Source organism: Ottowia massiliensis (genome assembly GCF_900240305.1).
GTDB classification, from domain to species: Bacteria; Pseudomonadota; Gammaproteobacteria; order Burkholderiales; family Burkholderiaceae_C; genus Ottowia; species Ottowia massiliensis.
On sequence record NZ_LT964854.1, the window covers coordinates 462,029 to 486,602 of the forward strand.

The following is a 24,574-nucleotide window of genomic DNA, read 5'->3' on the forward strand; positions in this document are numbered from 1 at the left end:
CTTGATCATCACAACCGGCCCTAACGGGTCATCTCAACCTTGAAGGAGAGTAAAAATGGGTGCAGCAGTAGGTGTAGTTGCTGGTGTTATTGGTGGTGGCGGCGGCGGCATGCTGGGCGGTTTGCTTGGCGGCAGCGGCTTGCTGGGCGGCTTGGGTCAATTGCTGGGCGGCTTTTTGGGTGGCAGCAACAAGCTTGACTTGGGTAAAGTGCTGGAAGGTTTTTCTCCCACCAACGTCATCAATGCCACGGCCAACCTGATCAATGCCATCAGCGGCAGCGGTGCCAGGCAAGCAGTGGATACACTAGCCAAGGAAGATGGTCTGCCCAAATTCCTGCAAGAAGCCATCAAGAAGGTTATTGATGAAGTCATTAAGAAATTTGAGAAAAAGGCCGATCCAGAAGCCGAAAAGGCCTTAAAAGACGCGGCTGGCAACGACATTCAGAAGTCTATTGATGATTTGGCGCAAAAGATTGCCGATGCCGTTCGCAAAAATCTGGAAGAAAACCAAAAAGACGAGGTGAACGAAAACCGGACTGGCGGCAAAGGCGGCAAGAAGTCTACTAATAGCTGGTTGGTAGCTATTGCAAAAGCTATGGGCAAAGTGCTGGGTGAGAAAGCTTCCAAAATGGTTGAGCTTTCACAAAGAATGACCAGCGCCGCAGAAGCTCAAAAGAGTGCTGGCGACGACAAAAAAGCACAGCAGGCTGCTGCCGCCGAGATGAATGAAGTGCAAACCGAAATGCAAGGGGTAAGTCAAGAATACAAGCTACTTACGGAAACCGTCTCTACTATGATTAAGAGTATCGGTGAATCTCTGAGTACTATGGGTCGTAAGCAGTAATATTTTAATAAGTGAAAGGCAGACGGATCTTCCGTTTGCCTTTTTTGTAAACACTCGAACAATGCTAGGCACTGTGTCAGAGTAAATTGGTCTTATCTTGGCGAGTTTTAGGTGAGTACTGGTTCATCTAATAGATTATTAGAATTGATCTTGAGGAAAGGAGTCCATCATGGCTATTCAAGCTGTTAATATGGGTGCTTCAGCTGCGCAGAATCCCACAAGGGGTGATTCAAATCAAGCGTTGCAGTTGCTTGAGAGTTCTAGGCAGGGGGGTGTTTTAGTGCCGAGACTGCTGGCGCAGGAGATTATGGGACGCTCCGAGCTGGAGAGAAATCAGCTTTTAAATGAAATTATGCCTCAATTGTCTGAGGTGGATCGCGACAGTCTGAGGCAGGAAATAAAAACGCTCATCGGAAACGTATGTACAGTACCAGAAAAAACTATTTCGACTGATACGCAAGGCAAAAATTACAGTATTTCCGTGGAAGGCTCCATGGAGAATAGTTTGCTTGCTAGCGGATGTCTTTACTTGAAAGAAGATGGGCAGATTGTTGATTCGATTCCGGTGACGGCGGGTGGTTTTGGTAGCGGTGCTCCGCAAAATGGTGAATATACCGTCGAAGGCTACAGAAATCGCCGTCCCGGGCATGAGTATAATAAAGGAATGAACCGCGAAGGCGTTGGTTTTAGCTTCAATTTGAATCCAACATTCGATACACTACGGTCTCTGTTGAGAATTCATCCTGATGGAAATAGCAGGGGTACATTGGGTTGCATTGGTTTGGAGAGTGGTCAGGCTGATTTGCTGGAATTTGAGTCTAATATGAAAAATGTCCTGGAAACACATGACAGCATTCCGGCGAGCATCCAAATAGAAGGCAACCCTAATCACTCGCGGCCTCCAGCCAAACCGCACAAAGTGCAGGAATGAAATACAAATTTGGTCTTGTCGCAGTCATATGGCATGGGTTGCTGCTGGCTGCGGCGCAGCCGCAGCCTTCGCATGTATCGGAGCAGGCGTCTTTTAGTGTCGCGCTTCTAGGTGTGGTTGCGGTAGGAGAGTCACTGCCTGCTATGTTGGTAAGTCGAGCGGGCCTCTCTAACACGCCTTTTTCTCAATTACCTGAAAAGTTGTACTTCAGCACTAAAGGGAAAACAGAGGTAGCAGTGCTGGATTTCTGTTGTGGTGCAGAGAAATACCCCGTGCAGCGCATCACTGTACTACCGATGGATGTAGTGAAGCAAGCCGTGTACGACACTATGCAGCCTCGGTTTGAAACGAATACCGGTATCCATTTGGGTATGCCTCCAGAAGCATTACGTGAACGTTTGGGTTCTCCAGATATCGAATATGTGTCGCCTGACGCACAGCAGAAGATACGAACTTTTGCAGCCGATTGTCCGCAGGGAGAGCGGCTGCAGCGTTTACTTGTTTACAAAAGCTCCAATCCAACCCATCCAATGCTGGTGCAGCATGACATGCCTTCTTATATGCAGGCATATGCGTTTGTTGACAGCAGGCTAGTGTGCATGACTTTTGGATTCGAATACCCATGATTTTGATGTTCGTCTACATGATATTTCTTATAAAAAGACGAGCAGTTGCCTGTTCGTCTTTTTCCTTTTAAATAAGCGACTAATAATGCGCATCTTCCTATCATAGGATTAACGTGATATCTCTAAATGATTTCATGAGAGAATTATCTCGTGTTTGTGCATTTGGCATCGCAACTACAATTCTGGCGCTGTGGCTTATCTATTCACCATCAGCACTGGCTTGGGGCATCAGCCTGGATACGCTGAGCGCATTGATGGAGCAAGACACACTCAATCGCATGATGGCGGAGCAGGAGCGATTACGGAATATTGATGCTGATACGACTTTGTCCAGGCCGCTTCCAAAAGAGTCGCCGCTGGCCTCTGGCAATTGGGAGGCGGGTTATGGCGAGGTGCGCGGGCGCTTTAGCAAGGAAAGAGGTTTTGCATTTCTCGCGGGCCAATATGGCCTGGGGGACGACTACAGTGAACGTAAATGGTATTTCAAGCGACTCGCCCTGGATTTCAATCATACGCAGCCTGCATTGTGGGACGTGCCGATGAACAATCTGGCTACGGGCATGGCAGCCCTTGTGGCCAGCGGATATCGAGTTTATTCTGGTCGGCAGGTGGAAGCGGCATGGATGAAGCCCGTTTTTCTTCAGATGGAGGCGGCCATGCTGAAGAACAATAAAGTCGTGCAGATGGACTATTCCGACAAGGGGTATCTGTATCAGGTAATGGTATGTCTTGCCATGGACTTGGAGGCGCGCGCGAAGCAAGCCTCGAGTTCCGAGATGAAAGCACAATGGAAAGAAATGGGCGGTCAGGTGCTGTCTACCGTTTTGCATGTGCCACCAGATAAAGTGGTGCTGGGTCCCAAAGGCATAACATTTAAATAGTGATTGTGGCAAGAGTCGCCGAATGAGAATTATTAGGCAAAGTGGGCGAGATAAAAGTTCATGAATTGCTGTCATGTTTTGGCTGCAATGTAGATGGCATAAGATTAATCTGCGTTTTCCATATTCGATAATTTGTAGCAAGGGTTGAGCGGCTCCACAAAGAATTTTTTCCCAATAACGCTGTATTGTGTGCGATCAGTTCGGAATAAAGCTGGTGAATCTTCTGGCTATATTCAGATGAAATCTGGGCTGCATTGGTTTCATTTTTTCATTTTCTTCAACAACAGACGAGGATTTGATATGCGCAAAACATTTTGCATCCTGCTTGCAACAGCCAGCCTGTGGGTGGCGCCGTGGGCGCATGGACTGACGCTCCCTTCGGTAATGGAAGGCATGTCCACTTCAGGCGCCAAGGTCAATGAATTGATATCAGGCGATACGTTACGATCATTATTGTCGAATACGACAGAGGACCCAAAACAAAATACATTGTCCGGCACTGTGGGCACGGCCATTGAGAAACCAACCGGTACGGCTGGAATTGACATGCTGGTTGCAGGCTACCAAGACGCCCAAAAGGCTGAGGCCCGCAAGCTTTTTGCAAAAATAATTGACATGTTCGAACCTGTGGCACAAAAGCTGGAAGTGCCTGCGTATGACATGGGGTCAGCAGCGGCGGCGCTGATTGCGGGCAGTTATGCCGCCTACAAGAACGAAGTGCTGCCCAACGAGTATTTCAAGCCATTGGTTCAGCAGATGCAGCAGGTGTTCATGGCCGATGCGAAGTTTGCGCAGACATCCGTCCAGGAAAAACAGCGCATGTATCAGATTCTGGTGGGTACAGGCATGTTCTTGACCATGGCCCAGATGGATAACATGAAAAACCCGGATCCGCAAATTACCGCGCAATTGCAGTCGGCAGGCAAGGAATTTTTGAGCCGTTTCACGCACATGGATGCAGCCAGCATCAAGCTGGATGAAAACGGCTTGAGCCAGGTTCGATAGAGCGCGCTGTGCTGCCAGCCATCTTCCAGAACAACAGCCTCTGCATGGTTTCTCTTCAGGAGCATTTCATGAGATTGAGTTGTGCTGGATTTTCATCATGCGTCGCAATGACTGGCAGATGGCGGATTTGTTTGGCGGCGCTGTGCCTGGCCATACCTGTGGCGGCTGGCGCGTGGGGAGATGCAGCCTGGGGATACAGTTATGATTATGTGACAGACGCGCTTGAAAGCGACAGGATGTGGCGTCTTATCCAGCAGCAGTCCCAAAAAGACGAGAAAGGCAATAAAAAACCATCTGAATCAGCGCCCAAACGCTCTCCGCTAGATTTGGGTGACGTGGGGAATATGTCTTCCGGCCAGCGCCTGAGTGATACGCGCGCGCCTGAAATGCTGGCTTCGCGCATATATGAGCGCGAGAATTTCATAGACCGCTCGCACATGTTTCAGAGATTAATTGTCGATTTCAATCTGAAGGTGGCTCCGGCTTATGGGATTCCACCCAATAATCTGGCTTCGGGTATGGCGGTTGCCCTGGCGGGCGCCTGGACGGCCTATAAGGGGCAGGCGTTTCCTGATGCCTATATCAAGCCGCTGGAGCAGCAGCTTGAAAAAGTGATGCAGGAAAACGAGAAGATCAAATCCATGCGTGTCCGCGACAAGGTGTTTACCTATCAGACGCTGGTAGGCATGGGCATGTGGCTGTTTGCCTTGCAGCAGGAGCTTCAGAAAAAGCCCAATATACAGGAGCAGGCGCGAATGAAGGCCATGGGCGACAATTTACTGAAAAGTCTGCTGGGCGTACCACCTGAGCGGGTGAGTTTCACGTCGTCCGGAATGGAAATATCGCAATGAATTTTTAACTCACAACGGGAAATGAAAATGTCAAATCAGAAACTTAGTGATACCACGATTGCCAAGCCAGCGGATATGGTAGGTATGGACGTACTTGTGGCAGGCTATCAGGATGAGCAGAAGGCCGAGGCTCGCAAAACATTCACCCGCATGATTGAAATGTTCGAATCTCTGGCGGAAAAGCTTGGTGTCGATGCTTATGACATGGGGTCAGCTTCCGCCGCGCTGATTGCAGGCTGCTATGCGGCGTACCACAACCGGGAGCTGCCAGCGGAGTATTTCAAGCCCCTGGCCCGTCAGATGAAAATCGTGCTGGCTGTCGATCCGAAATTCGCCGGAATGTCCATGACGGAAAAACAAAGCATGTATCACATTCTGGTGGGCGCTGGCGTGTTCTTGACCATGGCCCAAATGGAAAACATGAAAAATAAGAATCCGCAAGTGGCGGCGCAACTGAAGGAGGCGGGCAAAGAGTTTCTGAGCAAGTTCGCGCAAATGGATATCCGACACGTCAAACTGGATGAAAACGGTTTGAGAGAGATTAAATAGAAACAAGATTTGGGAAGCGGGCATGTGCTTCCAGCATGTCGGCATGCATAGGGCTTGTCATCAATCATGAAGAGTCGAGCCTGAAGCCTGCGGGCGAGAACCCAGAAGAGGGGCCATGGCCAGAAGATACGCGTTGCTCGACGATCAGTGGGAGCGCATCAAGGATTGGCTGCCCGAGCGTGCCGGCCAGCTAGGAGCACAGGACAACCGCTTGTTTGTCAATGCCGTGCTGCTACCGGGCCGGCATCCCCTGGCGCGATCTGTTGGCACGTTTCGGAGACTTCCGGGTGGCGCACCTGCGTCACAGCCGCTGGAGCTACAGCGGTGTATGGCAACAGGTCTTTGAAGCCCTGGCGCAGCAGGCCGACAACGAGTACGCAATGATCGGCTCGACCATCGTGCGAGCGCCCCCAGCACGGTGCAGGGATAAAAGGGGGAGCGCCGCAAGCCATCGGACACAGCCGCAGCGGGCTGAGCGCCAAGATTCACGCAGCGGCGGATGCACTGGGCCACCGGATTTCATCTCACGCCAAGGCAGGCGAACGGCCTCGAAGGGGCCGACGTGCTCTTGGCTCAAACAGCGGCCGAAACCGTGATCGCCAACAAGGACTATGACGCCCAAGCTCGAGTGCTCGAGCTGCTGCCGGCCCAAGGCAAAGGCGTTGTCATTGCCTCATGCAGCAGCAAGAGGGCGGCTCGGGACTACGACCTGCATCTTTACCAAGTCCGCCATCTGATCGAAAACTTCTTTGCCAAGCTCAAACAGTGCCGGGCCATCGCCACGCGTTACGACAAGACGGCTCGCAACCTCCTAGGCGCCATCCATCTGGCAGCGACTGGCGTATGGCTCGCCTGATTGATGACGCGCCCGAGTGAGCTTGTGCCGCCGTGGAGGCATGACTACAACTTCCGTCGCGCTCGCCTGACTATGGGTTCAGACACGCAAATCATGCAGACAGCCTTCGGCTCTTGCCTGGCCCGCACCTGCCTGCTTTGACGGCACGGGCGGGCAGGAAGCGGTTTTCACCAGAGTGGCAAGGCTTCGCCGCGCAGCTCGGCGCGCAAGGCGGCGTAGGTGGGCAGCTGGGCCTGCACGTGCGCCCAAAAGCGCGGGCTGTGGTTCATCTCGTGCAGGTGGGCCAGTTCGTGAACGACGACGTAGTCCACAACCGCCGGGCGAAAGTGCATGAGCCGCCAGTTCAGGCGGATGCTGCCGTCTGCGCTGGCGCTGCCCCAGCGGGTGCTGGCCGAGGTCAGGGCCATCTTTTGCCAGCGCACGCCCATGAGGGGCGCGAAGTGGTCCAGCCGCGCGGTGAAGTGGCGGCGGGCCTGCTGCTTGATCCAGGCTTGCGTGGCGTCGCGCCACTGCGCGGCCGTGGCGGCAGGGGGCAGCGAGAGATAGAGCGCGGGGCCAGCTGCGCTGCTGCGATCCGCGTCAGCCACGCTATCTGCAGCGGCTTGCCAGCGAGGACGGGCGGGGCCGTTCAAGGCGGCTCGCGGTTCACGCCGCAGGGTGAGCGTCTGGCCCAGCCAGGGCAGCGTGGCGCCTTCGCCCCACGGGATGCGGGCGGCATGCTGGCGTTGCTGCCGCTCTTGCGCCTGGGCGAGCTTGCTGAGGACCCAGCGCGCTTTTGAGTGCAGGGCGGCCTCGATTTCAGGCAGTTGCGTCCAGCGCGGGGCGCTGACGGTCAGGCCCAGCTCGTCCACCACGAAGCCAATGCTGCGCCGCGCCGAGCGCCGCAGCCGCCAGGCCACGCAGGTTTCGCCCAAGCGTATGGCGTGCGTGGCCTGCGGGTGGGCGTAGTGACGCAGGGGCGGCTGGAGCGTGGGAGAAGCCAGGCGCGGGGCCGGAGGCTGAACCGCCGCCCTGGGCGCGGCAGGCTGTGCGGATGCGGCGCCGAACAGGTCCAGCATGAGCTGGCCCAGATGCTCAAGCGCGGACATGTCAGTCGCCACCGCCGCCATCACCGCCGCCGCCATCACCGCTGCAGCCATCACCGCTGCAGCCATCACCGCCGCCACCATCGCTGTTTTCTGCCAGGCCGGCGTTCGCGCAGACAGGCTGGGGCGCGCAGAGGGCCGATCCATCGGCCGGCCCGCCGTCTGATGGCGGCAGGGCGGCAGCGCCGGCGTAGGCCTGCGGATCGAGCCGCCGCATTTCGGCTTCGATCCAGTCTTGCACTTCGCGCATCAGCTCATCCGCCTTGCGCCCCTGGCTGGCAATGAGCGGGCCAAATGAAATATCAACGATGCCAGGGCTTTTGACGAAGGCGCGCGGCGGCCAGCAGCGCGCCGAAGTCACGGCCACCGGAACCACGGGCACACCGCATTCAATGGCCAGCCGCGTGCCGCCGCTGCGGTATTTGCCCTGCTGGCCGCGCGCCACGCGTGTGCCTTCGGGGAAGATGACCACCCATATGCCTTGCGCCAGCAGGCGGCGGCCCTGCGTGACCATGCGGGTGAAGGCTTCCGTGGGGCGGCCCCGGTCGATGCGCACCATGTTCAGCCGCGCCAGCACCCAGCCAAAGAAGGGAATGCGCGCGAGTTCGCGCTTGAAAACGTAGGCAAGCGGATGCGGCGTTATCGTGGGCAGCACAAAGGTTTCCCAGGCCGATTGATGCTTGACGAGCAGCACGGCGGCGGCCTGCGGGCCGGCAGGCAGGTTCTCCAGCCCCCGCACCCGCGTGCGGATGCCCAGCAGCGGCCTGGCCGACGCCACAACCATGCGCACCCACACATGGCAGAAGCCATACAGCCACTGCTTGCTCACGAAGGGCGACAGCGCAACCACCGTCAGCGACCACGGAATCACCGTCACGGTGAGAAACAGCATGTGAAGAGCGGAGCGGATGAAACGCAGCATGAGCCTGGCCGGAAGATGAGAAAACGGCGGGTTTTACCGCATCGCCGCCGCAAGGCGCACGAACAGGCAGCGGGCAGGCGGGCGCGTGTTTTCCGGGCGCAAGCTTGCCAGGCTCGCGGCCCTGCCTCACGCGTCTTTTTCCTTGCGTTTTCCGCACGCCTTCACAGGCCACGCAGGCTATGCACAGAAACTGTGGACAACTTTGTTGAAAAGCCTGTGCAAACGCTGCGCCGCACTTGCAAAACAAGGGTTTTTGCGGATTGCACAGCAAAACGGCAAAAAATTTAAATCTTTTCAAATCAATGAGTTACGGACGCTATCGCTTCTGTAGTGAAAACGGAGCGGCACATGGCCGTGCGGGCGTTTTTTGTGCATAAGTGAGCCGCCATGCCCCAAAAAACATAGCGTGAAAGCCTTGTCTGGCGGGGCTTTGCGCGGGTTTCGCGTGGGGTTCACAGGAGGGCCGCGCTGACTTCCCGCTGCTGGCGCTCAGCCGCTCGCGCCGCCACCCTTGCGCTGTCACTTGCGCGCCGCCACTCTCGCCCGCGCCCGCTCAGGCCGTCCGCAAGCCCGCCTGCGACAATCCGGCGCATGAACGCACCCTTGCAAAACGATACTTTTGTGCGCGCCTGCCTGGGCCTGCCCACCGCCCACACGCCTATCTGGCTGATGCGGCAAGCCGGGCGCTATCTGCCTGAATACCGCGCCACGCGCGAGCGCGCGGGCAGCTTCATGGGGCTGGCCACGAATGTGGACTACGCCACCGAAGTCACCTTGCAGCCGCTGGAGCGCTACGCGCTGGATGCGGCCATTTTGTTTTCAGACATCCTCACCGTGCCTGACGCCATGGGCCTGGGCCTGAGCTTTCAGCCGGGCGAAGGCCCGCGCTTTGCGCACGCAGTGCGCGACGAAGCCGCCGTGGCCCGCCTGGCCGTGCCCGACATGCAGCGGCTGCGCTACGTGTTTGACGCCGTGACTTCCATACGCCGGGCGCTTGCCGGGCGCGTGCCGCTGATTGGCTTTTCGGGCAGCCCCTGGACGCTGGCCTGCTACATGGTGGAAGGCGGCTCCAGCGACGACTACCGCCAGGTGAAAACCATGCTCTATGCCCGCCCTGACCTGATGCACCGCGTGCTGGGCGTCAATGCCGATGCCGTGGCCGCCTACCTGAACGCGCAGATTGACGCGGGCGCGCAAGCCGTGATGGTGTTTGACAGCTGGGGCGGCGTGCTGGCCGATGGCGCCTTCCAGACCTTCAGCCTGGCCTACACGGCCCGCGTGCTGCGCCAGCTCAAACGCACGGGCGCCGACGGGCGCGTGGTGCCCCGCATCGTCTTCACCAAAGGCGGCGGGCCGTGGCTGCCCGACATGGCCGCCGCGCTGGAGTGCGACGCGCTGGGGCTGGACTGGACGGCCAGCCTGACGCGCGCGCGCCGCGAGCTGGAACGCGCACTGGCCCTGCCGCCTGGCGCGCCAGCGGCCACGCGCCCCGTTGCGCTCCAGGGCAATCTCGATCCGAACGTGCTCTTTGCCCCGCCCGAGGTCATCCGCCAGCAGGCCCGCGCCGTGCTCGACGCCTTCGGCCCGCCTGATGGGCAGCGTGGCTCAAGGCAAGACGAAGGCCGGGGCGTGAGCCACATCTTCAACCTCGGCCACGGCATCAGCCAGCACACGCCGCCCGAACATGTGGCGCACCTGGTAGACGAAGTGCATGCCTACTCGCGCCGCCTTCGGCAACCATGAAACGCGAGGAAAACGGCGCGCAGCGGCAGACGGCTGACGGTTGAAGCCCCCAACAGCAAGCGCCACCTGCCGGATAACATCAAAAACAGAAGCAAATATGAGGGGTTGAAAAAGCCGTTCTGCGCAGGCCCAACTAAGACCTAATGCTATGAATTCAAGAGCGAATATGGGCTTTGCCGCTGCCTGCTTGCCGGGCGCTTCGTTCATCAGAATGAACTGGGCAGAAGATGCACGGGCTGGCGCGCCCTGCCCTTCTTCCGCTGCAAAAGGAAATCCGGCAGCCGCAGGGCGCAAACCACAAGTCAGGTCTTGTGACCCTTTTGCCGCCCGGCGAGACGCTTAGCTGGCCTGCTCACGAGCAGGTTCCAGCAGATGCATGGGCACATCAAAAAGAAGAGCAAATTCACAAGCTCCAAAACGGCTTTTGCGCCCATTTCACTAGGACATCATGCTATAGATAAAAGAGCAAAAAAACTCCTTTTGCGTTTTCATCCTGCCCGAATGACAGGCCTTGAGCAGGCTTTCAGCGCCTGCTCTCAGCCCCGCTCACCCTCTATCTGGCGCGGGGTTGGCAGAGGGTTTGGTAGAGGGCTTGCACCTCTTTGGCGACGATCTTGCCCGTGGCGTTGCGCGGCAGGGCGGGCACGGGCAGCAGGGGGCGGGGCAGGAAGGCGGGGTCCATGCGCTGGCGCAGGGCGCCCATGATGCGCTCGGGCGTCATGCCTGGGGCGGCAACGACCAGCGCAGCCAGGCGCTGCACGCCGGCCTGTTTTTCGGCGGCGGGGTTCTGGGGGAGAAAAAAGCACCCGTCCGTCACGCCTTCCACGCCCAGAAGCTGGGCGGTGAGCGCGCTCAGCGAGGCGCGTTTGCCCGCCACGTTCACCATGTCGGCATGGCGGCTGCCCAGGCGAAAGCGCCGCTCGTCAAGCGGCTCGATGTGGTCAGACAGCTTCACGCGAATTTGCACGTGGCCGCCATGCGCCCATGCGCCTTCGGCACTGACATCAAGCTGCACGCCATCCAGCAGATGCCAGGCTTCGTCCTGCGTGGGGCGGCGGGTGGCGATCTGGCCGCTTTCGGTGCAGCCGTAGATTTCCGTCAGCGGGCTGCCGAAGGCGGCTTCAGCCTGGCGCGCCAGCGCCACGGGCAGCGGGGCGGTGGAGCACAGCAAGCGTTCGCATGACGGCAACGCCACCTGGGCGGCCAGCAGCGCGCCCAGGTGAAAGGGAGTGGTCACCAGCATGCGCGGCCCCGGCGCGGCTCGCAGCGCCGCGCAGATGTCCGCCGGGTAGAAGGGGCGCTCGCGCCACAGGCGCGCGCCGCCGCGCAAGGTGAGCATCACGCTCGATTCCAGGCCGTACATGTGCTGCGAAGGCACGGTGGCGATGATGGCAAGGCCCTGCGAGCCTATCCGCCGCGCTTCGGCCTCGCCATCGGCGCACAGTCCGCCCCAGCGCTTGAGGTGCGCCGTAGGCGCGCCGGTGGTGCCGGAGGTGAAAACGATGGCGGCCACCTGGTTGGCTTCGATCAGCGGCGCATCCTGCAAGGCGCGGGCCGCACCTGCCGCTGGCGGGGCGACTGGCCAGGCGGGCAGCCCTTCGGGGCGCTCCTGACCGTCGTGCAGGCACAGCAGCTGCGGATAGCGCTCCTGCAACTGGCGCACGGATTCGGGGGCAAGGCTGGAAGGCATCAGCGTGGGCCGCCCGGCCAGCAGGGCCGCGCCCAGACCCACCATGAACAGGTAGCGGTCGTGGCAGGTGTTCAGCACGTACTGGCTGGCGGGCAATGCTTCGGCCACGCTTTGCGCGTCGGCAAAGAAGCGCGCGGCCGTCACGGGGCCTTGCGGGCCGAGGGCCAGTGTTTCATCAGGAGCGTGAGCGCTCAGTGCGAGGGCGGGTGGGTTCATCTGGCTCTGCCGGGTTGCGTGGCGGAAAGGGCGTGGACGGGAAAGGCGGTGACGAAGGCGGGCACGCCTGGGGCGCTGGCTTGCCCTGCGACCGCGCACGCGCCTGAATGGCGCGCCAGGTGGCCATCAGGCCCATGCGGTTGTCGGGCGGCAGATAGCGTCTGCGCGCCAGGTTTTCCACAACGAACAGCGCCGCCGTCAGCAGCGGCCCCAGCACAGAGGAAAACAGCATCCACGCCGCAGGCGAAGCCGCCGCGAACAGCGCCAGCGATACGGCCGCCACGCCCGCGAAGAACGCCACCCACACCCGCGTGACTTGCCGCGTGTACCACACCAGCTGCGGCGTCATGCGCCAGTGCCCCCAGCTGGCAAATTCGGTGCAAAGCGGCGTGCGCCCGGGCCGCAGGCTTGCGCCAAACATCCAGCCCAGCGCCGCATGCGCGCCCACGTGCTGGGCCAGATACACCAGCAGCACATTGGCCAGCAGCGGCTCCCAGCCCGCCGCCAGGGCCGCGCACAACGCCAGCAGCGGCAGCCAGCGCCCGGCCCACCGCCACGCGCCGCCTGCGGCAGGCCGCGCCAGAGCGAACGCCGCCGCCAGCCACACAAAAGGCGCCACGGCCAGCGCCAGCGCCAGCCAGGGCAGATGGCGGCTGCTCCACCACGCCGCCGCTGCGTAGGTAACCACGCCCGCCGCCACCAGCATGGGTACGCGTGCGTCATGGGGCGCGCACGCCGCGCTGGCCTCACGGGCGTGAGCAAGGGCTGGGGCATCCGCGCGGGCTGCGCCGCAGGCAGGCGCGCTCTCGCCAGCGGGGCGGCCCGGCGGGCCTGCAGGCATCCAGGTCATTGGCAAGGGAGGAAAAAACTCAAATCGTGCGGTGCGCCGCGATGTGCCGGGCCAGGCTGCGCAGGCTGCTGTAGATGGCTTGCTTGTTCTCGTCTTCAGCCCGCAGCTGAAAACCGTATTTCTTGGATACCGCCAGCGCCACTTCCAGAATATCGATCGAGTCCAGCCCCAGTCCATCGCCATACAAGGGCGCATCCGGGTCGATTTCTGCAGGCTTCATATCCAGATTGAGGCAGTCCACCAGCATCTGGGCCAATTCAGCCAGCAAGGCGTTTTCATCAGCGGGGGAAACGGGAGCGTTCATAAATCTAGGGAACAGAGAGGCAAACAGGCGCGAGCGGCCAGCAAAAAGGCGGTCCGCCCGCCCTGAATCAGAAAAAGCGCGAAAGTATAGGCAGCGCAGGCGCACACTGCCTGCCCGGCCCGACCTGCACTGCGGCATACGCAACGGCGCGCAGCCGAAAAACACGTTCGGCCTGCCTATTTCTGGCCCGGCATCAAAACCCGTTTGCCACGCAAGAGCACCAAAAACAGGAGCAAATTAAAGCGGTAGAAACCGCCCTTCTGCGCAATTTCCACTAGGACATATTGCTATTTAATGCGGAGAGAAACCAGCCCAGCTTTCGCGCTGCGCTGCTGGCTGCCAAGGGCGAAAAAAGCCGCACGGCGTTCAGGCTCTGTGCTTTGGCTGATGCAAAGCTGCTGTGCGCCGCAATGGCTGCTGCGCCAGGCCTGAAAACGCAGGTTGCTCTATCTTGAAAAGAGGAGCAATTTCAAGGGGTCTGAAAGTAGCTTTGGCGCAGACTCTACTAGGACCCCATGCTATGAAACAAGGAGCGAATAAGCAGTGAATTCGCCCCTTGTTTCCTGTACATCTGGCGCTCGCCGGGAGCCTAGATGGAGTCCATAAAGCTGCGCAGTTTGTCCGAGCGCGAGGGGTGCTTGAGCTTGCGCAGGGCCTTGGCCTCGATCTGGCGGATGCGCTCGCGCGTGACGTCAAACTGCTTGCCGACCTCTTCGAGCGTGTGGTCGGTGCTCATTTCAATGCCGAAGCGCATGCGCAGCACCTTGGCTTCGCGCGGGGTGAGGCTGTCGAGAATGTCCTTGACCACGTCGCGCAGGCCGGCCTGCATGGCGGCATCGACCGGGGCGGTGTTGCTGGTGTCTTCGATGAAGTCGCCCAGGTGGCTGTCGTCGTCGTCTCCGATGGGGGTTTCCATGGAGATAGGCTCCTTGGCGATTTTCATGATCTTGCGGATTTTGTCTTCCGGGATTTCCATCTTTTCGGCCAGCAAGGCGGCATCCGGCTCGAAGCCGTGCTCTTGCAAGTGCTGGCGCGAGAAGCGGTTCATCTTGTTGATGGTTTCGATCATGTGCACCGGTATGCGGATGGTGCGGGCCTGGTCGGCGATGGAGCGCGTGATGGCCTGGCGGATCCACCAGGTGGCGTAGGTGGAAAACTTGTAGCCGCGCCGGTATTCGAATTTGTCCACCGCCTTCATCAGGCCAATGTTGCCTTCCTGGATCAGATCAAGAAATTGCAGGCCCCGGTTGGTGTATTTCTTGGCGATGGAGATGACCAGGCGCAGGTTGGCCTCAATCATTTCCTTCTTGGCAAAGCGGCTGGCGGCTTCGCCCTGGTTCATGCGTTTGTGGATGTCTTTCAGCTCGTCCAGCGGCACGACCACGAGCTGCTGCAAGTCGATGAGCTTTTGCTGCAAGTCCTGGATGGGCGGAATGTTGCGGCCCATGACGGCACTCCAGGGCTTGTTGGAGGCCGCCTGCTTTTCACACCAGCGCAGGTCGAGCAGGTGCGATGGCACGCGTTCGCCGTTTTTGCCCCGGCCGGAGAATTCGGCAATGAACTGCTCCTGCGGGTAGCCACACTTGTCCACGATGATGCGGCGCAGATCGCGCTCATGGCGGCGCACGGCGTCTACCTGGCCGCGCAGCATGTCGCTGAGCTTTTCAATGGTTTTGGCCGTGAAGCGGATGGTCATCAGCTCGGCCGAGAGCGCTTCCTGCGCCTTGACGTAGGCGGGCGTGCCCCAGCCGTCTTTGCTGTGCGCCTTGAGCACTTTTTCATAAAGCTGGGCAATGCGGTCAAAGCGCTCCAGCGCCTGCGTTTTCAGCGCTTCCAGCAGCTTGGTCATGGCCTTGGAGCCGCCCTTGCCGTCGTCGTCATCGTCGTCGTATTCGTCGAAGTCTTCTTCGGCCACGTAGTCGTCGTTTTCGTCGTGGTCCACAAAGCCGTCCACGATGGTGTTGATGACGGCTTTGCCTTCACGGATTTCGGCGGCCATTTGCAGGATTTCGGCAATGATGGAAGGGCTGGCGCTGATGGCCTGCATCATGTCCATCAGACCCCCTTCGATGCGCTTGGCAATTTCAATTTCGCCTTCGCGCGTGAGCAGCTCGACCGTGCCCATCTCGCGCATGTACATGCGCACGGGGTCGGTGGTGCGGCCAAACTCGCTGTCCACGGTGGAAAGGGCGGCTTCGGCTTCTTCCTCAGCTTCTTCTTCCGTGGCGGTGTTGTTGCCCTGGTTGGTGAGCAGCAGGGTTTCGGAGTCGGGCGTTTGCTCATAGACGGCCACGCCCAGATCGTTGAGCATGGTCACCACGGCTTCCAGCGTTTCAGGATCGACCAGCTTGTCAGGCAGGTGGTCGTTGATTTCGCCGTGAGTGAGGTAGCCGCGCGTCTTGCCCAGCTTGAGCAGCGCCTTGAGGTTGGCGCGGCGCAGGTTCAGCTCTTCTTCGGACAGAACGGTTTCGTCCAGCCCGAATTCCTTCATCAGCGCGCGCTCCTTGGCCTTGCTGATCTTCATGCGCAGCGGCTTGGCCTGCTCGACTGCTGCGGCTGCGCCGCCAGCGGCTTCGGCCTCCGGCTCGCCTTGCAGGTCGTCTTCGATATCCGACAGATCGGCGTCGTCATCCTCCGCACCTGCTTTTTTGCCTTTGGCTGGGCGGCCACGCTTGCCGCCCGTTTTGGCGGCTTCCGGTTTGGCAGCAGATTGGGCTGCGGGCTTGGCGGCAGCCTTGGCTTTTTTGGCCTTGGGCGCGCTTTCAGACACTGCGTCAGCAGTTTCGCCAACCGTTTCATCAGCGGCAGCCTTGGCGACGCGGGATTTTTTGGCCTTGGCTTCTGGCGCGGCTTCGGCTTTTTCAGCTTTGGCCTTCGGGGCCTTTGCAGCCGGAGTTTTCTTTAGGGGTTCGGCCTCGGCTTCGACGGTGGCAGCTTTCTTGGCGCTGGCTTTCTTGGCAGCTTTTGGCGCGACGGCTTCTTCAGCGGCGGGAGCAGACGTTTTCTTGGCGGGCATGGACGGACCTATGGTGAAGGGGCATGACAGTCGGTTGCATGAAAGGCATCCGGCGCCTGGCCATGCGTTCAGACATCAGAACAAAGGAGTGCGGTCAGGACGCAGCAGGCAAGGGGTGCCTTGCGGCGCGCAGGCAAGATGTCCGGGCGATCATTTGGTGTGCAATCCTTGCGGGAAAGTGGCCGCTGCGTCTGAATCTGGTGCGCGTGGCAGGCCGGGCCGGAGGTGTTGCTGTCGCTCTTGCCGCGAGTCGAGGGCCAAGATTGTAGCGGTGCAGGTTTTTTCAAGAGGCCGCGCGCCCGTAGCGAAAGCAGACCGTTCCAGGCGGCAGCTGGCGCGTGGCGAAAGAAAGCCAGGCTTTAAAACGCGCTGGCTACGCTGATGGCGTTGCGGCTCTTGCGGCTGGATGGGTTGACTGGGCTGGCGCTGCTTTCCGCCAGTGACCCGGCTTGCGTCAAGGCGTCAGCAGAGGCTGGCGCCGTGCCGGTGGCGGAAGCCTTGGCGCGCAGCGCTTCTTCGCTGGCCGCTGCGGGCAGGGCGCGGCCCGTAGCAGCGCGGTAGATGCGGGCGTGTTCGGCCATTACTTTGGCGGCGTAGCCGCCATCGTCCTCCATGTTGGCGGCGCCCACGTAGCACTTCAGGCCGCCAGCCGTGGAGCCGAAACGCGTGGTGCAGTCCTTGAGCACGCGGATGCCCACGCGCAGATTGCTGACGGGGTCAAACGCGGCGAAGTTGCCGCCGAAGTCTTCGTATTTGTCGGTATGCACCTTGGTCATCACTTGCATCAGCCCCTGTGCGCCCACGTTGCTTTGTGCGAAGGGGTTGAAGCTGGATTCGACGGCCATGACGGCCAGGATCAGCGTGGGATCGAGCCGCACGCGCTGGCCTGTTTCATAGGCTTCGGCTACCAGGGCGGCTACTGGCTCGGGGGCTACGCGGTATTTGCGGCTGATCCACTGCACCGCGTTGGCCTGCTCCGGCGGCAAGTCCACCGGGTTGGCGGCCGTGGCCCGGCGGCTGGCCACAGGTTCGGCTTCAAAGCCCACCTGTGCCGCCTGCCGCGCCTTGAGCCATGAGGTGAGTTGCTCTTCGCCTTGATGGCGCAAATCGGGCCGCGCCACCAGCAAGGCTACAGCGCAAACCACGGCCAGGCCCAGCAGGGCAAAGCCGTTGTGCGAAACCTGGAAGAACCCGGCGGCCACATCAACCGCGAAGGTGTTGATGCCGCGCCCCAGGGCGTTCAGCCTGGCGGGAATTTGCATGTTGCTTCCTTTCATGTCCGCAGGCGGCATGGCGCTGCTGCGGGTCACCGTGAAAAAGGCGGGAGCCAGCGCCTTTGTATTTTGTTTGCCGGAGGCTCCTTGAGAGTCCCGCCCAATGGCTGTCTGGCTGTTGGCGGGCGGGCTTTCCAAAAAAATTTGGCTACCTGTTGGAGGTAGCCAAGCTGATGGCCTAATGCGTGAAAAGTTGCGGAGCGGGACTCTAGCACACGTGCGTTTTTCGCGTGTTTCTGGCTTTTTCCAAAGGGAAAACGCATCACAGTTGTTAGAACATAACTACAATCGACAGCTTTCCCGTCCCCCCCTATGAACCCGTTCAGCGTCTGGCCGAGTCCGCGTTTTTCGCGCCCACAGACAGACTTTGAACAAGTTCTGAAACACAAAGGAGTATTTCAATCATGCAAGTGCTTTCATCCCTCAAAGAAGCCAAAAAGCGCAGCCGCGACTGCCAGGTGGTGCGCCGCCGTGGCCGCATCTACGTCATCTGCAAGTCAAACCCGCGCCTGAAGGCGCGCCAGGGCGGCGCCAAGAACAAAAACAAGTGTTGAAGCAGCGCGCGCCGCTTTCACGAATCTGCCAGCGGGCGTCTGAAAACAGGCGCCCGTTTCGCTTTCAACTCCAGGCAGGCAGTTACCATCCCACGCGCGCTGCCCGGGCAGGAGCAGCGCGTTTTCGTTTTCACGATTTCTTTTCAACAAACTTGTGGAGCACTCAACATGGAAAAACGGCTGTTTGCCTACCCTCTGGCTTTTGCCGCCCTGATGGCTTTGACCGCCTGCACCAACGCCCCGAAGCCCGCCCCTGAACCCGCACAGACCCAGACTCCCATGCACCCGCACGCTCATGACCACGCGCAAGGCCAGCCAAGCCAGCCGCGTGAAATCACGCAAGTGGAAAGCGGCAAAGCCGCGCGCAACCAATGCAACGCCAAAGCCGCGCAGTCCATCGTCGGCAAACCCTACGGCGGCCCGGCCATGCTGGAGCAGGCGCGCGCCGCCGCTGGCGCAGACCTTGCCCGCATGCTGCGCGAAAACAGCGCCACCACCAAGGAAATGCAGATAGGCCGCCTGAACGTCATCGTCAATGCGCAAGGCGCGGTCGTGCGCGTGACCTGCGGCTGATTCGCAGCCCTGACCATGATCGGACGCCTGGCTGGCCTGCTGGCCGAAAAGAACCCGCCGCGCCTGCTGCTCGACTGCCATGGCGTCGGCTACGAAGTAGACGTGCCCATGAGCACCTTCTACAACCTGCCCGCCGCTGGCGCGCCCGTCACGCTGCTCACCCACCTGGTCGTGCGGGAAGACGCGCACACGCTCTACGGATTCGGCACCGCCGCCGAGCGTGACGCTTTCCGCCAGCTCATCCGCATCAGCGGCATCGGCCCGCGCATGGCGCTGGCCGTTTTATCGGGCATGAGCGTGAGCGATCTTGCGCAGGCCGTTTCCACCCAGCAGGCGGGCCGCCTGACCAAACTGCCGGGCATCGGCAAGAAAATAGCCGAACGCCTGCTTCTGGAACTCAAGGGCAAACTCTCTCCCGACCTTTCCGCTTCCGGCGCGGCCGCGCCAGCCAGCGATGCGCACGCCGACATCCAGCAGGCTCTGCTGGCGCTGGGCTACAGCGAAAAAGAAGCCGCCGCCGCCCTCAAGGCCTTGCCTGCCGACGTAGGCGTAAGCGAAGGCATCAAGCAGGCCCTCAAAACCCTGGCGCGGTAAAAGCCTGTCGCCCATCTATCCGTGAGGCCGAGCGAAGTCTGGCCGCAAAGGGCGAAAGAGCAGATGAGCCTGGGCGGCCTGACCTGCCGCTTGCAGCGCCGCAGGCCGCCAGGCCGCTTTTCACACCTGTGGGCAAGCATTGGACAAGGTCAATTTCGCTCTACTATTCATAGCAAGACGTCCTAGTAGATATTGCGCAGAGCGGTGTTTCGACCCTCTCAAATTTGCTCCAGTTTCTGATGCCGGATGGACGGTAGAAATGGCCCATGCCAAAAACGCGGTCTGGCGGCAGCCGCAGCTTCATGAGCCAAGACAGGCAAGCCAGCGCATGCAAGAAAAGAACAGCGGCCAAGCCTGCGAGAAGCAGGGTGCCGTCTGTGCCTTGAGTGTCCTGACCGGCTTTTTATCTCTCGCGGCCAGACCCTGACCCGTTTTTCTGGCGCTTGACCGTCTGGCAAGCTCTGGCGCAGCCTGTATTCGCCGTCATGCTCTTTCAAAAAGCAGGCGGCCCAGATTTTTCACCTCTGCTCATTGAAGCTCGCCATCGAATCCGGGCGGCAGGGGCAAAGACATGACGGGGATGCCTTCTTCCAGCAGGGCGTGGGTTTCTTCGGGGCTTGCGCGGCCACGGATGGGACGTTCACGGGTTTCACCGTAGTGGATGCGGCGGGCTTCCTCTGCGAAGCGGGCGCCGACATCTTCGGTTTCGCGCATGAGACGGCGCATGGCTTTCAGTAAAGCGGCCTGCATGGCAGGCAAAGCGGCCCCCTCTGGCCCGCCGCTTGGGCCGCCCTGCCCTGCTGGCGCGCCGCCGCTGCCCAGGTTCAGGCGCGGGGCGCTGGGGAGTTTGTCCACATCGGGCGCGCCGCACAGGGGGCATGCGAGCAGGCCGCTTTGGCGCTGGGCCTGGTAGTCGTCTTCGGAGGCAAACCAGCCTTCAAAGACGTGGCCTTGGTCGCATTGCAAGTCAAGCACTTTCATCGCGCTGCCAGTCAAGCGGCCACGCGCCGCTGAGGTAGTTTTGCAGCCAGAGGGCGGCGGCGAGGGTTTTGCTGTCGGTCACGCGGCCCTGGCGGCACCAGTCGAGCAGTTCGGGCACGGTGGCGGTGAAGACGTGCAGGTGTTCACCCGCGTCAAGCTGGCGCGGGCCTGCCGTGAGGCCGCGCGCGAACCAGAGGTGGATGCCCTCGGTGGAGTAGGCGGGCGTGGGGTGCATCAGGCCCGCGCAGGCCCATTCGCGGGCGGTGTAGCCGGTTTCTTCGCGCAGCTCGCGGCGGGCGCAGTGCAGGGGCGGCTCGCCGGGGTCGAGCTTGCCGGCAGGCAGCTCGATGATGGCCTGGCCCAGGGGGTGACGCCATTGGCGCTCCAGCACCACGCGCCAGCCGCCCTGTCCGTCTTCCAGAAGGGCGGCGATGACGGCTGCGCCGGGGTGGCGCACGTATTCGCGGGTGGCCGTGCCGCCGTGTTCGCCGTGCTGGCCGCCCGGCAGGCGCACGGTGTCGCGCTGCACGCGCAGGAAATGGCCTTGCAGCAAAGGCTCGGAGGCCAGCGGCTGCTCGCGCAGGGTTTCGTCCCGAAAGTCAGGGCCGGCGGGGAAGAGCGAAGGGGCGGGGGTGCGGTCAGCGTCCACGTTTGAGCAGGTAGCGGTAAACAAAGCCGGGAAAGGCCAGCGTGAGAAAGAGCGCGGCGGTGACGGCGTAGAACTCCCAGTCTTGCGGGTGGATCTGCCCCGCATGGGCTTCCAGCGCCTTGCCGATGCCGCCCGTCACGAAGTACCAGAACACCAGCTCCAGCAGGCGCAGGCCCAGGCTTTTGCGGCCCGATGGCGCGGGCCAGACGGCCAGCCAGCGCTGGTTAAGAAAGGGCAGGTTGGCGGCCAGCGCCGCCAGGGCGATCAACAGCCAGATGCTTGCGCTTTGACTCATGGCAATGCCTTTTCCCGATATCCGCCGGGGCCAGCCGTCCGGCGCGCGGCGGCGAGCATGCCGCATGTGCGCGCCAGCGTCTGGTGCCACATCGCTTTATTTGCTCTTTGTTCCATAGCATGACCTCCCCGCCGATATTGCGCAAAAGGCCATTTTTGCGCCTTGAATTTGCTCCTGATTTTGAGGTATTTCAGACTTTTCAACAGCCTGCGCAGCGGCAGTAAGGAGCGCCGGGCGCCAGAGGCAAGCAGCGCAGGCGGCGGGCCGGCAGCAGGGCCGCCTCGGCTTTCAGGTATTGAGCATGTGCGCGATGGCGCTGCGGCAGGCTTCCATCAGCGCGCCCGGCAGCAGGCCCAGGCCCAGCACCAGCAGGCCATTGACGGTGAGCACGGCCCGCAGATCGGCCGGGGCGGCGATGGCGGCTTGCGCCTGCGGCCCGGCGGGCGCATCGAAATACATGACCTTGATGACGCGCAGGTAGTAGAAGGCGGCAATCAGCGACATGACGATGGCGAACACGGCCAGCGCAATGTAGGCGCTTTGCCCTGTGCTCACCAGCGCCTGGATGACGCCAAGCTTGGCCTGAAAGCCCACCATCGGCGGAATGCCCGCCAGCGAAAACAGGCAGATGAGCATGATGCCGGCGAACAAGGGGCTGCGCTGATTCAGGCCCGCGAAGTCGGCGATTTCTTCGCTTTCAAAGCCCTGGCGCGCCAGCAGCATGATCACGCCAAAGCTCACGAGCGTGGTGAGCACGTAGGAGAGCGTGTAGAACATGGCGCTGCTGTAGGCGTTTTCGGCCCCGGCCGGGTTGCCGTCCGTCACGCCCGCCATCAGGCCCATGAGCACAAAGCTCATTTGCGCGATGGTGGAGTAGGCCAGCATGCGCTTGAGGTTGGTCTGCGCAATGGCCGCCAGGTTGCCCAGAAGCAGCGAGGCAATGGCCAGCAGCGCCAGCATTTGCTGCCAGTCAAAGGCCAGCGGCAGCAGCCCTTCCACCAGCAGGCGGATGGCCATGGCGAAGGCCGCGATCTTGGGGGCCGAGCCGATCATGAGCGTGATGGCCGTAGGCGCGCCCTGGTACACATCAGGCAGCCACATGTGGAAAGGCGCCACGCCGAACTTGAAGGCCAGGCCGGCCACCACGAAAACAAGGCCGAATACCAGCACCTGCTTTTGCGCCGCGCCCGCTTCAATGGCCTGGCGCACGCCGCCGATATCGAGTGTGCCCGTGGCACCGTAAAGCATGGACAGGCCGTAGAGCAGAAAACCCGAAGCCAGCGCGCCCAGCACGAAATACTTCATGGCCGCTTCAGTGGCCGTGGCGTCGTCGCGGCGCAGCGCCACAAGCGCATAGGCCGAGAGGGTCATCAGCTCCAGCCCCAGGTAAATGAGCAGGAAGTTGTTGGCCGAAACCATGACGAACGCGCCCAGCAGCGACAGCAGGCCCATCGAGAAAAGCTCGCCGCCGCGCAGCATGCCCCGGTCGGCCGCGTAAGCGCGGCCATAGACGAAGCAGACGATGGTGGAAAGGGCCGCAAAGCACTTGAGCCAGTTGCTCATGGGATCGCTCACCACCAGGCCGCCAAAGCCATAGACGGTTTTGCCGTCTTGCGCGAAAAACGCCGTCAGCGCGGCCACCACGGCCAGCGTGAGCAGGGACATCAGGTAGGTGGGCGTGCGCAGCCTGCCCTTGACCATCAGGTCCATCAGCAGAATCACGCAAGCCATGGCCAGCAGCACGATTTCAGGGTAGATCGCCAGCCAGCTGAGTCGGTCAATCATGTTCACAGCTCCTCAATTCAGCTTGGATGTGGCAACGTGTTGCAGAAAGTGGGTTACAGAGGCGTCCATGACGTCAGTGAACGGCTTGGGATACAGGCCCATGCCCAGTATGGCGGCCGCCAGCAGGGCCAGCATCAGGCATTCGCGGGCATTGATGTCCTTGAGCTGGCGCACGTGGTCGTTGCCGGTGGCGCCCAGATAGACGCGCTTGTACATCCACAGGGTGTAGGAGGCGCCCAGAATCAGCGCCGTGGCAGCGCCCAGGCCAATCCAGAAGTTGAATTGCACGGCGCCCAGAATCACCATCCATTCGCCCACAAAGCCCGCCGTGCCCGGCAAACCGCAGTTGGCCATGGAAAACAGCAGGGCGAAGGCGGCAAAGCGCGGCATGGTATTGACGACGCCGCCATAGGCCGCGATTTCGCGCGAGTGCACGCGGTCATACAGCACGCCAATGCCCAGGAACATGGCGGCGGAAACGAACCCGTGCGAAACCATTTGCACCAGGCCGCCCGCCACGCCGAGGTCGTTGAACAGGAAAAAACCCAGGGTGACGAAACCCATGTGCGCCACCGAGGAATAAGCCACGAGCTTTTTCATGTCCTGCTGCACCAGCGCCACCAGGCCCACGTAAATCACGGCCACGAGAGAGAGGGTGATCATCAGCCAGGCCCATTCATGCGCGGCATCAGGCGCGATGGGCATGGAAAAGCGCAAAAAGCCATAAGCGCCCAGCTTGAGCATGATGGCCGCCAGCACGGCGGAGCCGCCCGTGGGCGCTTCCACGTGCACATCCGGCAGCCAGGTATGCACGGGCCACATGGGCACCTTGACGGCGAAGGCGGCGAACATGGCAAAAAACAGCAGAGTCTGCACCGGCAGGGGCAGGGGCAGCTGATGCCAGGTCTGAATATCAAAACTGCCGCCCGAACGCCAATACAGATAGACGAAGGCCACCATCGTGAGCAGCGACCCCATCAGGGTGTAGAGGAAGAACTTGAAGGCGGCGTAAATCCGGTTGGGCCCGCCCCAGACGCCGATGATGAGATACATCGGAATCAGCGTGGCCTCGAAGAACACGTAAAACAGCAGCCCGTCCAGCGCGGCGAACACGCCAATCATCAGCCCGGACAGGATGAGAAAGGCCGCCATGTACTGATTGACCTTCTTCTGGATGACTTCCCAGCCGGCAATGACGACGATGATGGTGATGAACGCTGTCAGCAGCACGAACCACAGCGAGATGCCATCCACGCCGAGGTGGTAATAAATGTTGAAACGCTCAATCCACGGCGCTTTTTCGACAAACTGCATTTGCGCCGTGCCTGCCTGAAAGCCGGTGTACAGCGGCAGCGTGACCAGAAAGCCCAGGACAGACCCGGCCAGCGCGAGCCAGCGCGCCAGCGAAGCTTGGCTATCGCGCCCCAGCGGCAGGATGACAAGGCCAAAGACGATGGGCGTCCAGATGGCAAGGCTCAACCAACTCATTTCCAACGCTTC

Annotated in this window: 24 protein-coding genes and 1 pseudogene; 12 read left to right on the forward strand and 13 right to left on the reverse strand. The window is 60.7% G+C overall.

The window, feature by feature from the left end; all coding sequences use genetic code 11:
* Window positions 1-55: 55 nt before the first annotated feature.
* The 8 genes and pseudogenes from C1720_RS02010 to C1720_RS02035 all read left to right on the forward strand — a co-directional run bounded on the left by C1720_RS02010 (window position 56) and on the right by C1720_RS02035 (window position 6,543).
* A complete protein-coding gene (locus C1720_RS02010; protein ID WP_102283060.1) occupies window positions 56-844 on the forward strand; it encodes a hypothetical protein in 789 nt (262 codons plus the stop codon).
* Between the two features lie 169 nt (window positions 845-1,013).
* Entirely contained in the window at window positions 1,014-1,775 is a 762-nt protein-coding gene (locus tag C1720_RS12710) for a L,D-transpeptidase (protein WP_146006818.1), read from the forward strand.
* Window positions 1,772-2,401, forward strand: a complete 630-nt coding sequence (locus tag C1720_RS12715) for a hypothetical protein (RefSeq protein WP_146006819.1) — start codon at window positions 1,772-1,774, stop codon at window positions 2,399-2,401. The genes C1720_RS12710 and C1720_RS12715 overlap by 4 nt, the downstream gene beginning before the upstream one ends.
* Before the next feature lie 134 nt (window positions 2,402-2,535).
* A complete protein-coding gene (locus C1720_RS02015) occupies window positions 2,536-3,282 on the forward strand; it encodes a DUF6683 family protein (protein ID WP_146006820.1) in 747 nt (248 codons plus the stop codon).
* Between the two features lie 300 nt (window positions 3,283-3,582).
* A complete protein-coding gene (locus C1720_RS12720) occupies window positions 3,583-4,287 on the forward strand; it encodes a DUF6683 family protein (protein ID WP_199170934.1) in 705 nt (234 codons plus the stop codon).
* An 8-nt stretch (window positions 4,288-4,295) separates the two neighbouring features.
* Window positions 4,296-5,138: a DUF6683 family protein gene (locus C1720_RS12725; protein ID WP_146006822.1), complete on the forward strand. Its 843-nt coding sequence runs from the start codon at window positions 4,296-4,298 to the stop codon at window positions 5,136-5,138.
* Window positions 5,139-5,165: 27 nt separating this feature from the next.
* Window positions 5,166-5,687: a DUF6683 family protein gene (locus tag C1720_RS02030; protein ID WP_146006823.1), complete on the forward strand. Its 522-nt coding sequence runs from the start codon at window positions 5,166-5,168 to the stop codon at window positions 5,685-5,687.
* A gap of 115 nt (window positions 5,688-5,802) precedes the next feature.
* Window positions 5,803-6,543, forward strand: a pseudogene (locus tag C1720_RS02035) (IS5 family transposase).
* A 167-nt stretch (window positions 6,544-6,710) separates the two neighbouring features.
* On the opposite strand, the gene C1720_RS02040 reads toward C1720_RS02035, so the two are convergent.
* Together C1720_RS02040 and C1720_RS02045 are read right to left on the reverse strand one after the other, a co-directional pair.
* A complete protein-coding gene (locus C1720_RS02040; RefSeq protein WP_233199753.1) occupies window positions 6,711-7,631 on the reverse strand; it encodes a M48 family metallopeptidase in 921 nt (306 codons plus the stop codon).
* A gap of 1 nt (window position 7,632) precedes the next feature.
* Window positions 7,633-8,520: a lysophospholipid acyltransferase family protein gene (locus tag C1720_RS02045; RefSeq protein ID WP_369406057.1), complete on the reverse strand. Its 888-nt coding sequence runs from the start codon at window positions 8,518-8,520 to the stop codon at window positions 7,633-7,635.
* A 621-nt stretch (window positions 8,521-9,141) separates the two neighbouring features.
* Here C1720_RS02045 and hemE point away from each other — a divergent pair.
* Window positions 9,142-10,293 carry a uroporphyrinogen decarboxylase gene (hemE, locus tag C1720_RS02050; protein WP_102283065.1) on the forward strand — a complete coding sequence of 384 codons (1,152 nt, stop codon included), beginning with the start codon at window positions 9,142-9,144 and terminating at the stop codon, window positions 10,291-10,293.
* Between the two features lie 553 nt (window positions 10,294-10,846).
* On the opposite strand, the gene C1720_RS02055 is transcribed toward hemE, so the two are convergent.
* From C1720_RS02055 to C1720_RS02075, 5 genes are all read right to left on the reverse strand, one after another.
* Complete coding sequence (locus tag C1720_RS02055) at window positions 10,847-12,199, reverse strand: AMP-binding protein (protein WP_102283066.1); 1,353 nt, start codon at window positions 12,197-12,199, stop codon at window positions 10,847-10,849.
* On the reverse strand, window positions 12,159-13,049 hold the full coding sequence (locus C1720_RS02060; protein ID WP_102283067.1) for a COG4648 family protein: 891 nt from the start codon (window positions 13,047-13,049) through the stop codon (window positions 12,159-12,161). Before C1720_RS02060 ends, C1720_RS02055 begins: the two co-directional genes overlap by 41 nt.
* 19 nt (window positions 13,050-13,068) lie before the next feature.
* A complete protein-coding gene (locus C1720_RS02065) occupies window positions 13,069-13,353 on the reverse strand; it encodes a phosphopantetheine-binding protein (protein WP_050715768.1) in 285 nt (94 codons plus the stop codon).
* Window positions 13,354-13,942: 589 nt separating this feature from the next.
* Complete coding sequence (gene rpoD, locus C1720_RS02070; protein WP_102283068.1) at window positions 13,943-16,369, reverse strand: RNA polymerase sigma factor RpoD; 2,427 nt, start codon at window positions 16,367-16,369, stop codon at window positions 13,943-13,945.
* Between the two features lie 359 nt (window positions 16,370-16,728).
* Window positions 16,729-17,631: a lytic transglycosylase domain-containing protein gene (locus C1720_RS02075; RefSeq protein WP_082203394.1), complete on the reverse strand. Its 903-nt coding sequence runs from the start codon at window positions 17,629-17,631 to the stop codon at window positions 16,729-16,731.
* A 416-nt stretch (window positions 17,632-18,047) separates the two neighbouring features.
* Between C1720_RS02075 and ykgO the strand changes: the two genes are divergently transcribed.
* From ykgO to ruvA, 3 genes are all read left to right on the forward strand, one after another.
* Window positions 18,048-18,197 carry a type B 50S ribosomal protein L36 gene (gene ykgO, locus C1720_RS02080; protein ID WP_050715766.1) on the forward strand — a complete coding sequence of 50 codons (150 nt, stop codon included), beginning with the start codon at window positions 18,048-18,050 and terminating at the stop codon, window positions 18,195-18,197.
* A gap of 168 nt (window positions 18,198-18,365) precedes the next feature.
* A complete protein-coding gene (locus C1720_RS02085) occupies window positions 18,366-18,770 on the forward strand; it encodes an I78 family peptidase inhibitor (protein WP_050715765.1) in 405 nt (134 codons plus the stop codon).
* Window positions 18,771-18,785: 15 nt separating this feature from the next.
* Window positions 18,786-19,364 carry a Holliday junction branch migration protein RuvA gene (ruvA, locus tag C1720_RS02090; RefSeq protein ID WP_050715764.1) on the forward strand — a complete coding sequence of 193 codons (579 nt, stop codon included), beginning with the start codon at window positions 18,786-18,788 and terminating at the stop codon, window positions 19,362-19,364.
* Between the two features lie 528 nt (window positions 19,365-19,892).
* Here the strand turns inward: ruvA and C1720_RS02095 are convergent.
* The 6 genes from C1720_RS02095 to C1720_RS02115 form a co-directional block, all read right to left on the reverse strand.
* Entirely contained in the window at window positions 19,893-20,345 is a 453-nt protein-coding gene (locus C1720_RS02095) for a DUF1178 family protein (protein ID WP_102283069.1), read from the reverse strand.
* Entirely contained in the window at window positions 20,332-20,994 is a 663-nt protein-coding gene (locus C1720_RS02100) for an NUDIX domain-containing protein (RefSeq protein ID WP_439650727.1), read from the reverse strand. The genes C1720_RS02095 and C1720_RS02100 overlap by 14 nt, the downstream gene beginning before the upstream one ends.
* The gene (locus tag C1720_RS02105; protein WP_050715762.1) at window positions 20,984-21,289 is read right to left on the reverse strand and encodes a DUF2818 family protein; all 306 of its coding nucleotides are present in this window, start codon (window positions 21,287-21,289) and stop codon (window positions 20,984-20,986) included. The genes C1720_RS02100 and C1720_RS02105 overlap by 11 nt, the downstream gene beginning before the upstream one ends.
* Complete coding sequence (locus C1720_RS13950; RefSeq protein WP_199170935.1) at window positions 21,286-21,492, reverse strand: hypothetical protein; 207 nt, start codon at window positions 21,490-21,492, stop codon at window positions 21,286-21,288. The genes C1720_RS02105 and C1720_RS13950 overlap by 4 nt, the downstream gene beginning before the upstream one ends.
* 85 nt (window positions 21,493-21,577) lie before the next feature.
* Window positions 21,578-23,074: an NADH-quinone oxidoreductase subunit NuoN gene (nuoN, locus tag C1720_RS02110; RefSeq protein ID WP_050715761.1), complete on the reverse strand. Its 1,497-nt coding sequence runs from the start codon at window positions 23,072-23,074 to the stop codon at window positions 21,578-21,580.
* 12 nt (window positions 23,075-23,086) lie between these two features.
* Entirely contained in the window at window positions 23,087-24,562 is a 1,476-nt protein-coding gene (locus C1720_RS02115) for an NADH-quinone oxidoreductase subunit M (RefSeq protein ID WP_102283071.1), read from the reverse strand.
* Window positions 24,563-24,574: the final 12 nt, after the last annotated feature.

Coding starts and splice junctions, on each gene's coding strand:
- C1720_RS02010 (WP_102283060.1), top strand. CDS start 56: ATGGGTGCAGCAGTAGGTGTAGTTGCTGGTGTTATTGGTGGTGGCGGC.
- C1720_RS12710 (WP_146006818.1), top strand. CDS start 1,014: ATGGCTATTCAAGCTGTTAATATGGGTGCTTCAGCTGCGCAGAATCCC.
- C1720_RS12715 (WP_146006819.1), top strand. CDS start 1,772: ATGAAATACAAATTTGGTCTTGTCGCAGTCATATGGCATGGGTTGCTG.
- C1720_RS02015 (WP_146006820.1), top strand. CDS start 2,536: ATGAGAGAATTATCTCGTGTTTGTGCATTTGGCATCGCAACTACAATT.
- C1720_RS12720 (WP_199170934.1), top strand. CDS start 3,583: ATGCGCAAAACATTTTGCATCCTGCTTGCAACAGCCAGCCTGTGGGTG.
- C1720_RS02030 (WP_146006823.1), top strand. CDS start 5,166: ATGTCAAATCAGAAACTTAGTGATACCACGATTGCCAAGCCAGCGGAT.
- C1720_RS02040 (WP_233199753.1), bottom strand. CDS start 7,631: ATGTCCGCGCTTGAGCATCTGGGCCAGCTCATGCTGGACCTGTTCGGC.
- C1720_RS02045 (WP_369406057.1), bottom strand. CDS start 8,520: ATGCTGTTTCTCACCGTGACGGTGATTCCGTGGTCGCTGACGGTGGTT.
- hemE (WP_102283065.1), top strand. CDS start 9,142: ATGAACGCACCCTTGCAAAACGATACTTTTGTGCGCGCCTGCCTGGGC.
- C1720_RS02055 (WP_102283066.1), bottom strand. CDS start 12,199: ATGAACCCACCCGCCCTCGCACTGAGCGCTCACGCTCCTGATGAAACA.
- C1720_RS02060 (WP_102283067.1), bottom strand. CDS start 13,049: ATGACCTGGATGCCTGCAGGCCCGCCGGGCCGCCCCGCTGGCGAGAGC.
- C1720_RS02065 (WP_050715768.1), bottom strand. CDS start 13,353: ATGAACGCTCCCGTTTCCCCCGCTGATGAAAACGCCTTGCTGGCTGAA.
- rpoD (WP_102283068.1), bottom strand. CDS start 16,369: ATGCCCGCCAAGAAAACGTCTGCTCCCGCCGCTGAAGAAGCCGTCGCG.
- C1720_RS02075 (WP_082203394.1), bottom strand. CDS start 17,631: ATGCAAATTCCCGCCAGGCTGAACGCCCTGGGGCGCGGCATCAACACC.
- ykgO (WP_050715766.1), top strand. CDS start 18,048: ATGCAAGTGCTTTCATCCCTCAAAGAAGCCAAAAAGCGCAGCCGCGAC.
- C1720_RS02085 (WP_050715765.1), top strand. CDS start 18,366: ATGGAAAAACGGCTGTTTGCCTACCCTCTGGCTTTTGCCGCCCTGATG.
- ruvA (WP_050715764.1), top strand. CDS start 18,786: ATGATCGGACGCCTGGCTGGCCTGCTGGCCGAAAAGAACCCGCCGCGC.
- C1720_RS02095 (WP_102283069.1), bottom strand. CDS start 20,345: ATGAAAGTGCTTGACTTGCAATGCGACCAAGGCCACGTCTTTGAAGGC.
- C1720_RS02105 (WP_050715762.1), bottom strand. CDS start 21,289: ATGAGTCAAAGCGCAAGCATCTGGCTGTTGATCGCCCTGGCGGCGCTG.
- nuoN (WP_050715761.1), bottom strand. CDS start 23,074: ATGATTGACCGACTCAGCTGGCTGGCGATCTACCCTGAAATCGTGCTG.
- C1720_RS02115 (WP_102283071.1), bottom strand. CDS start 24,562: ATGAGTTGGTTGAGCCTTGCCATCTGGACGCCCATCGTCTTTGGCCTT.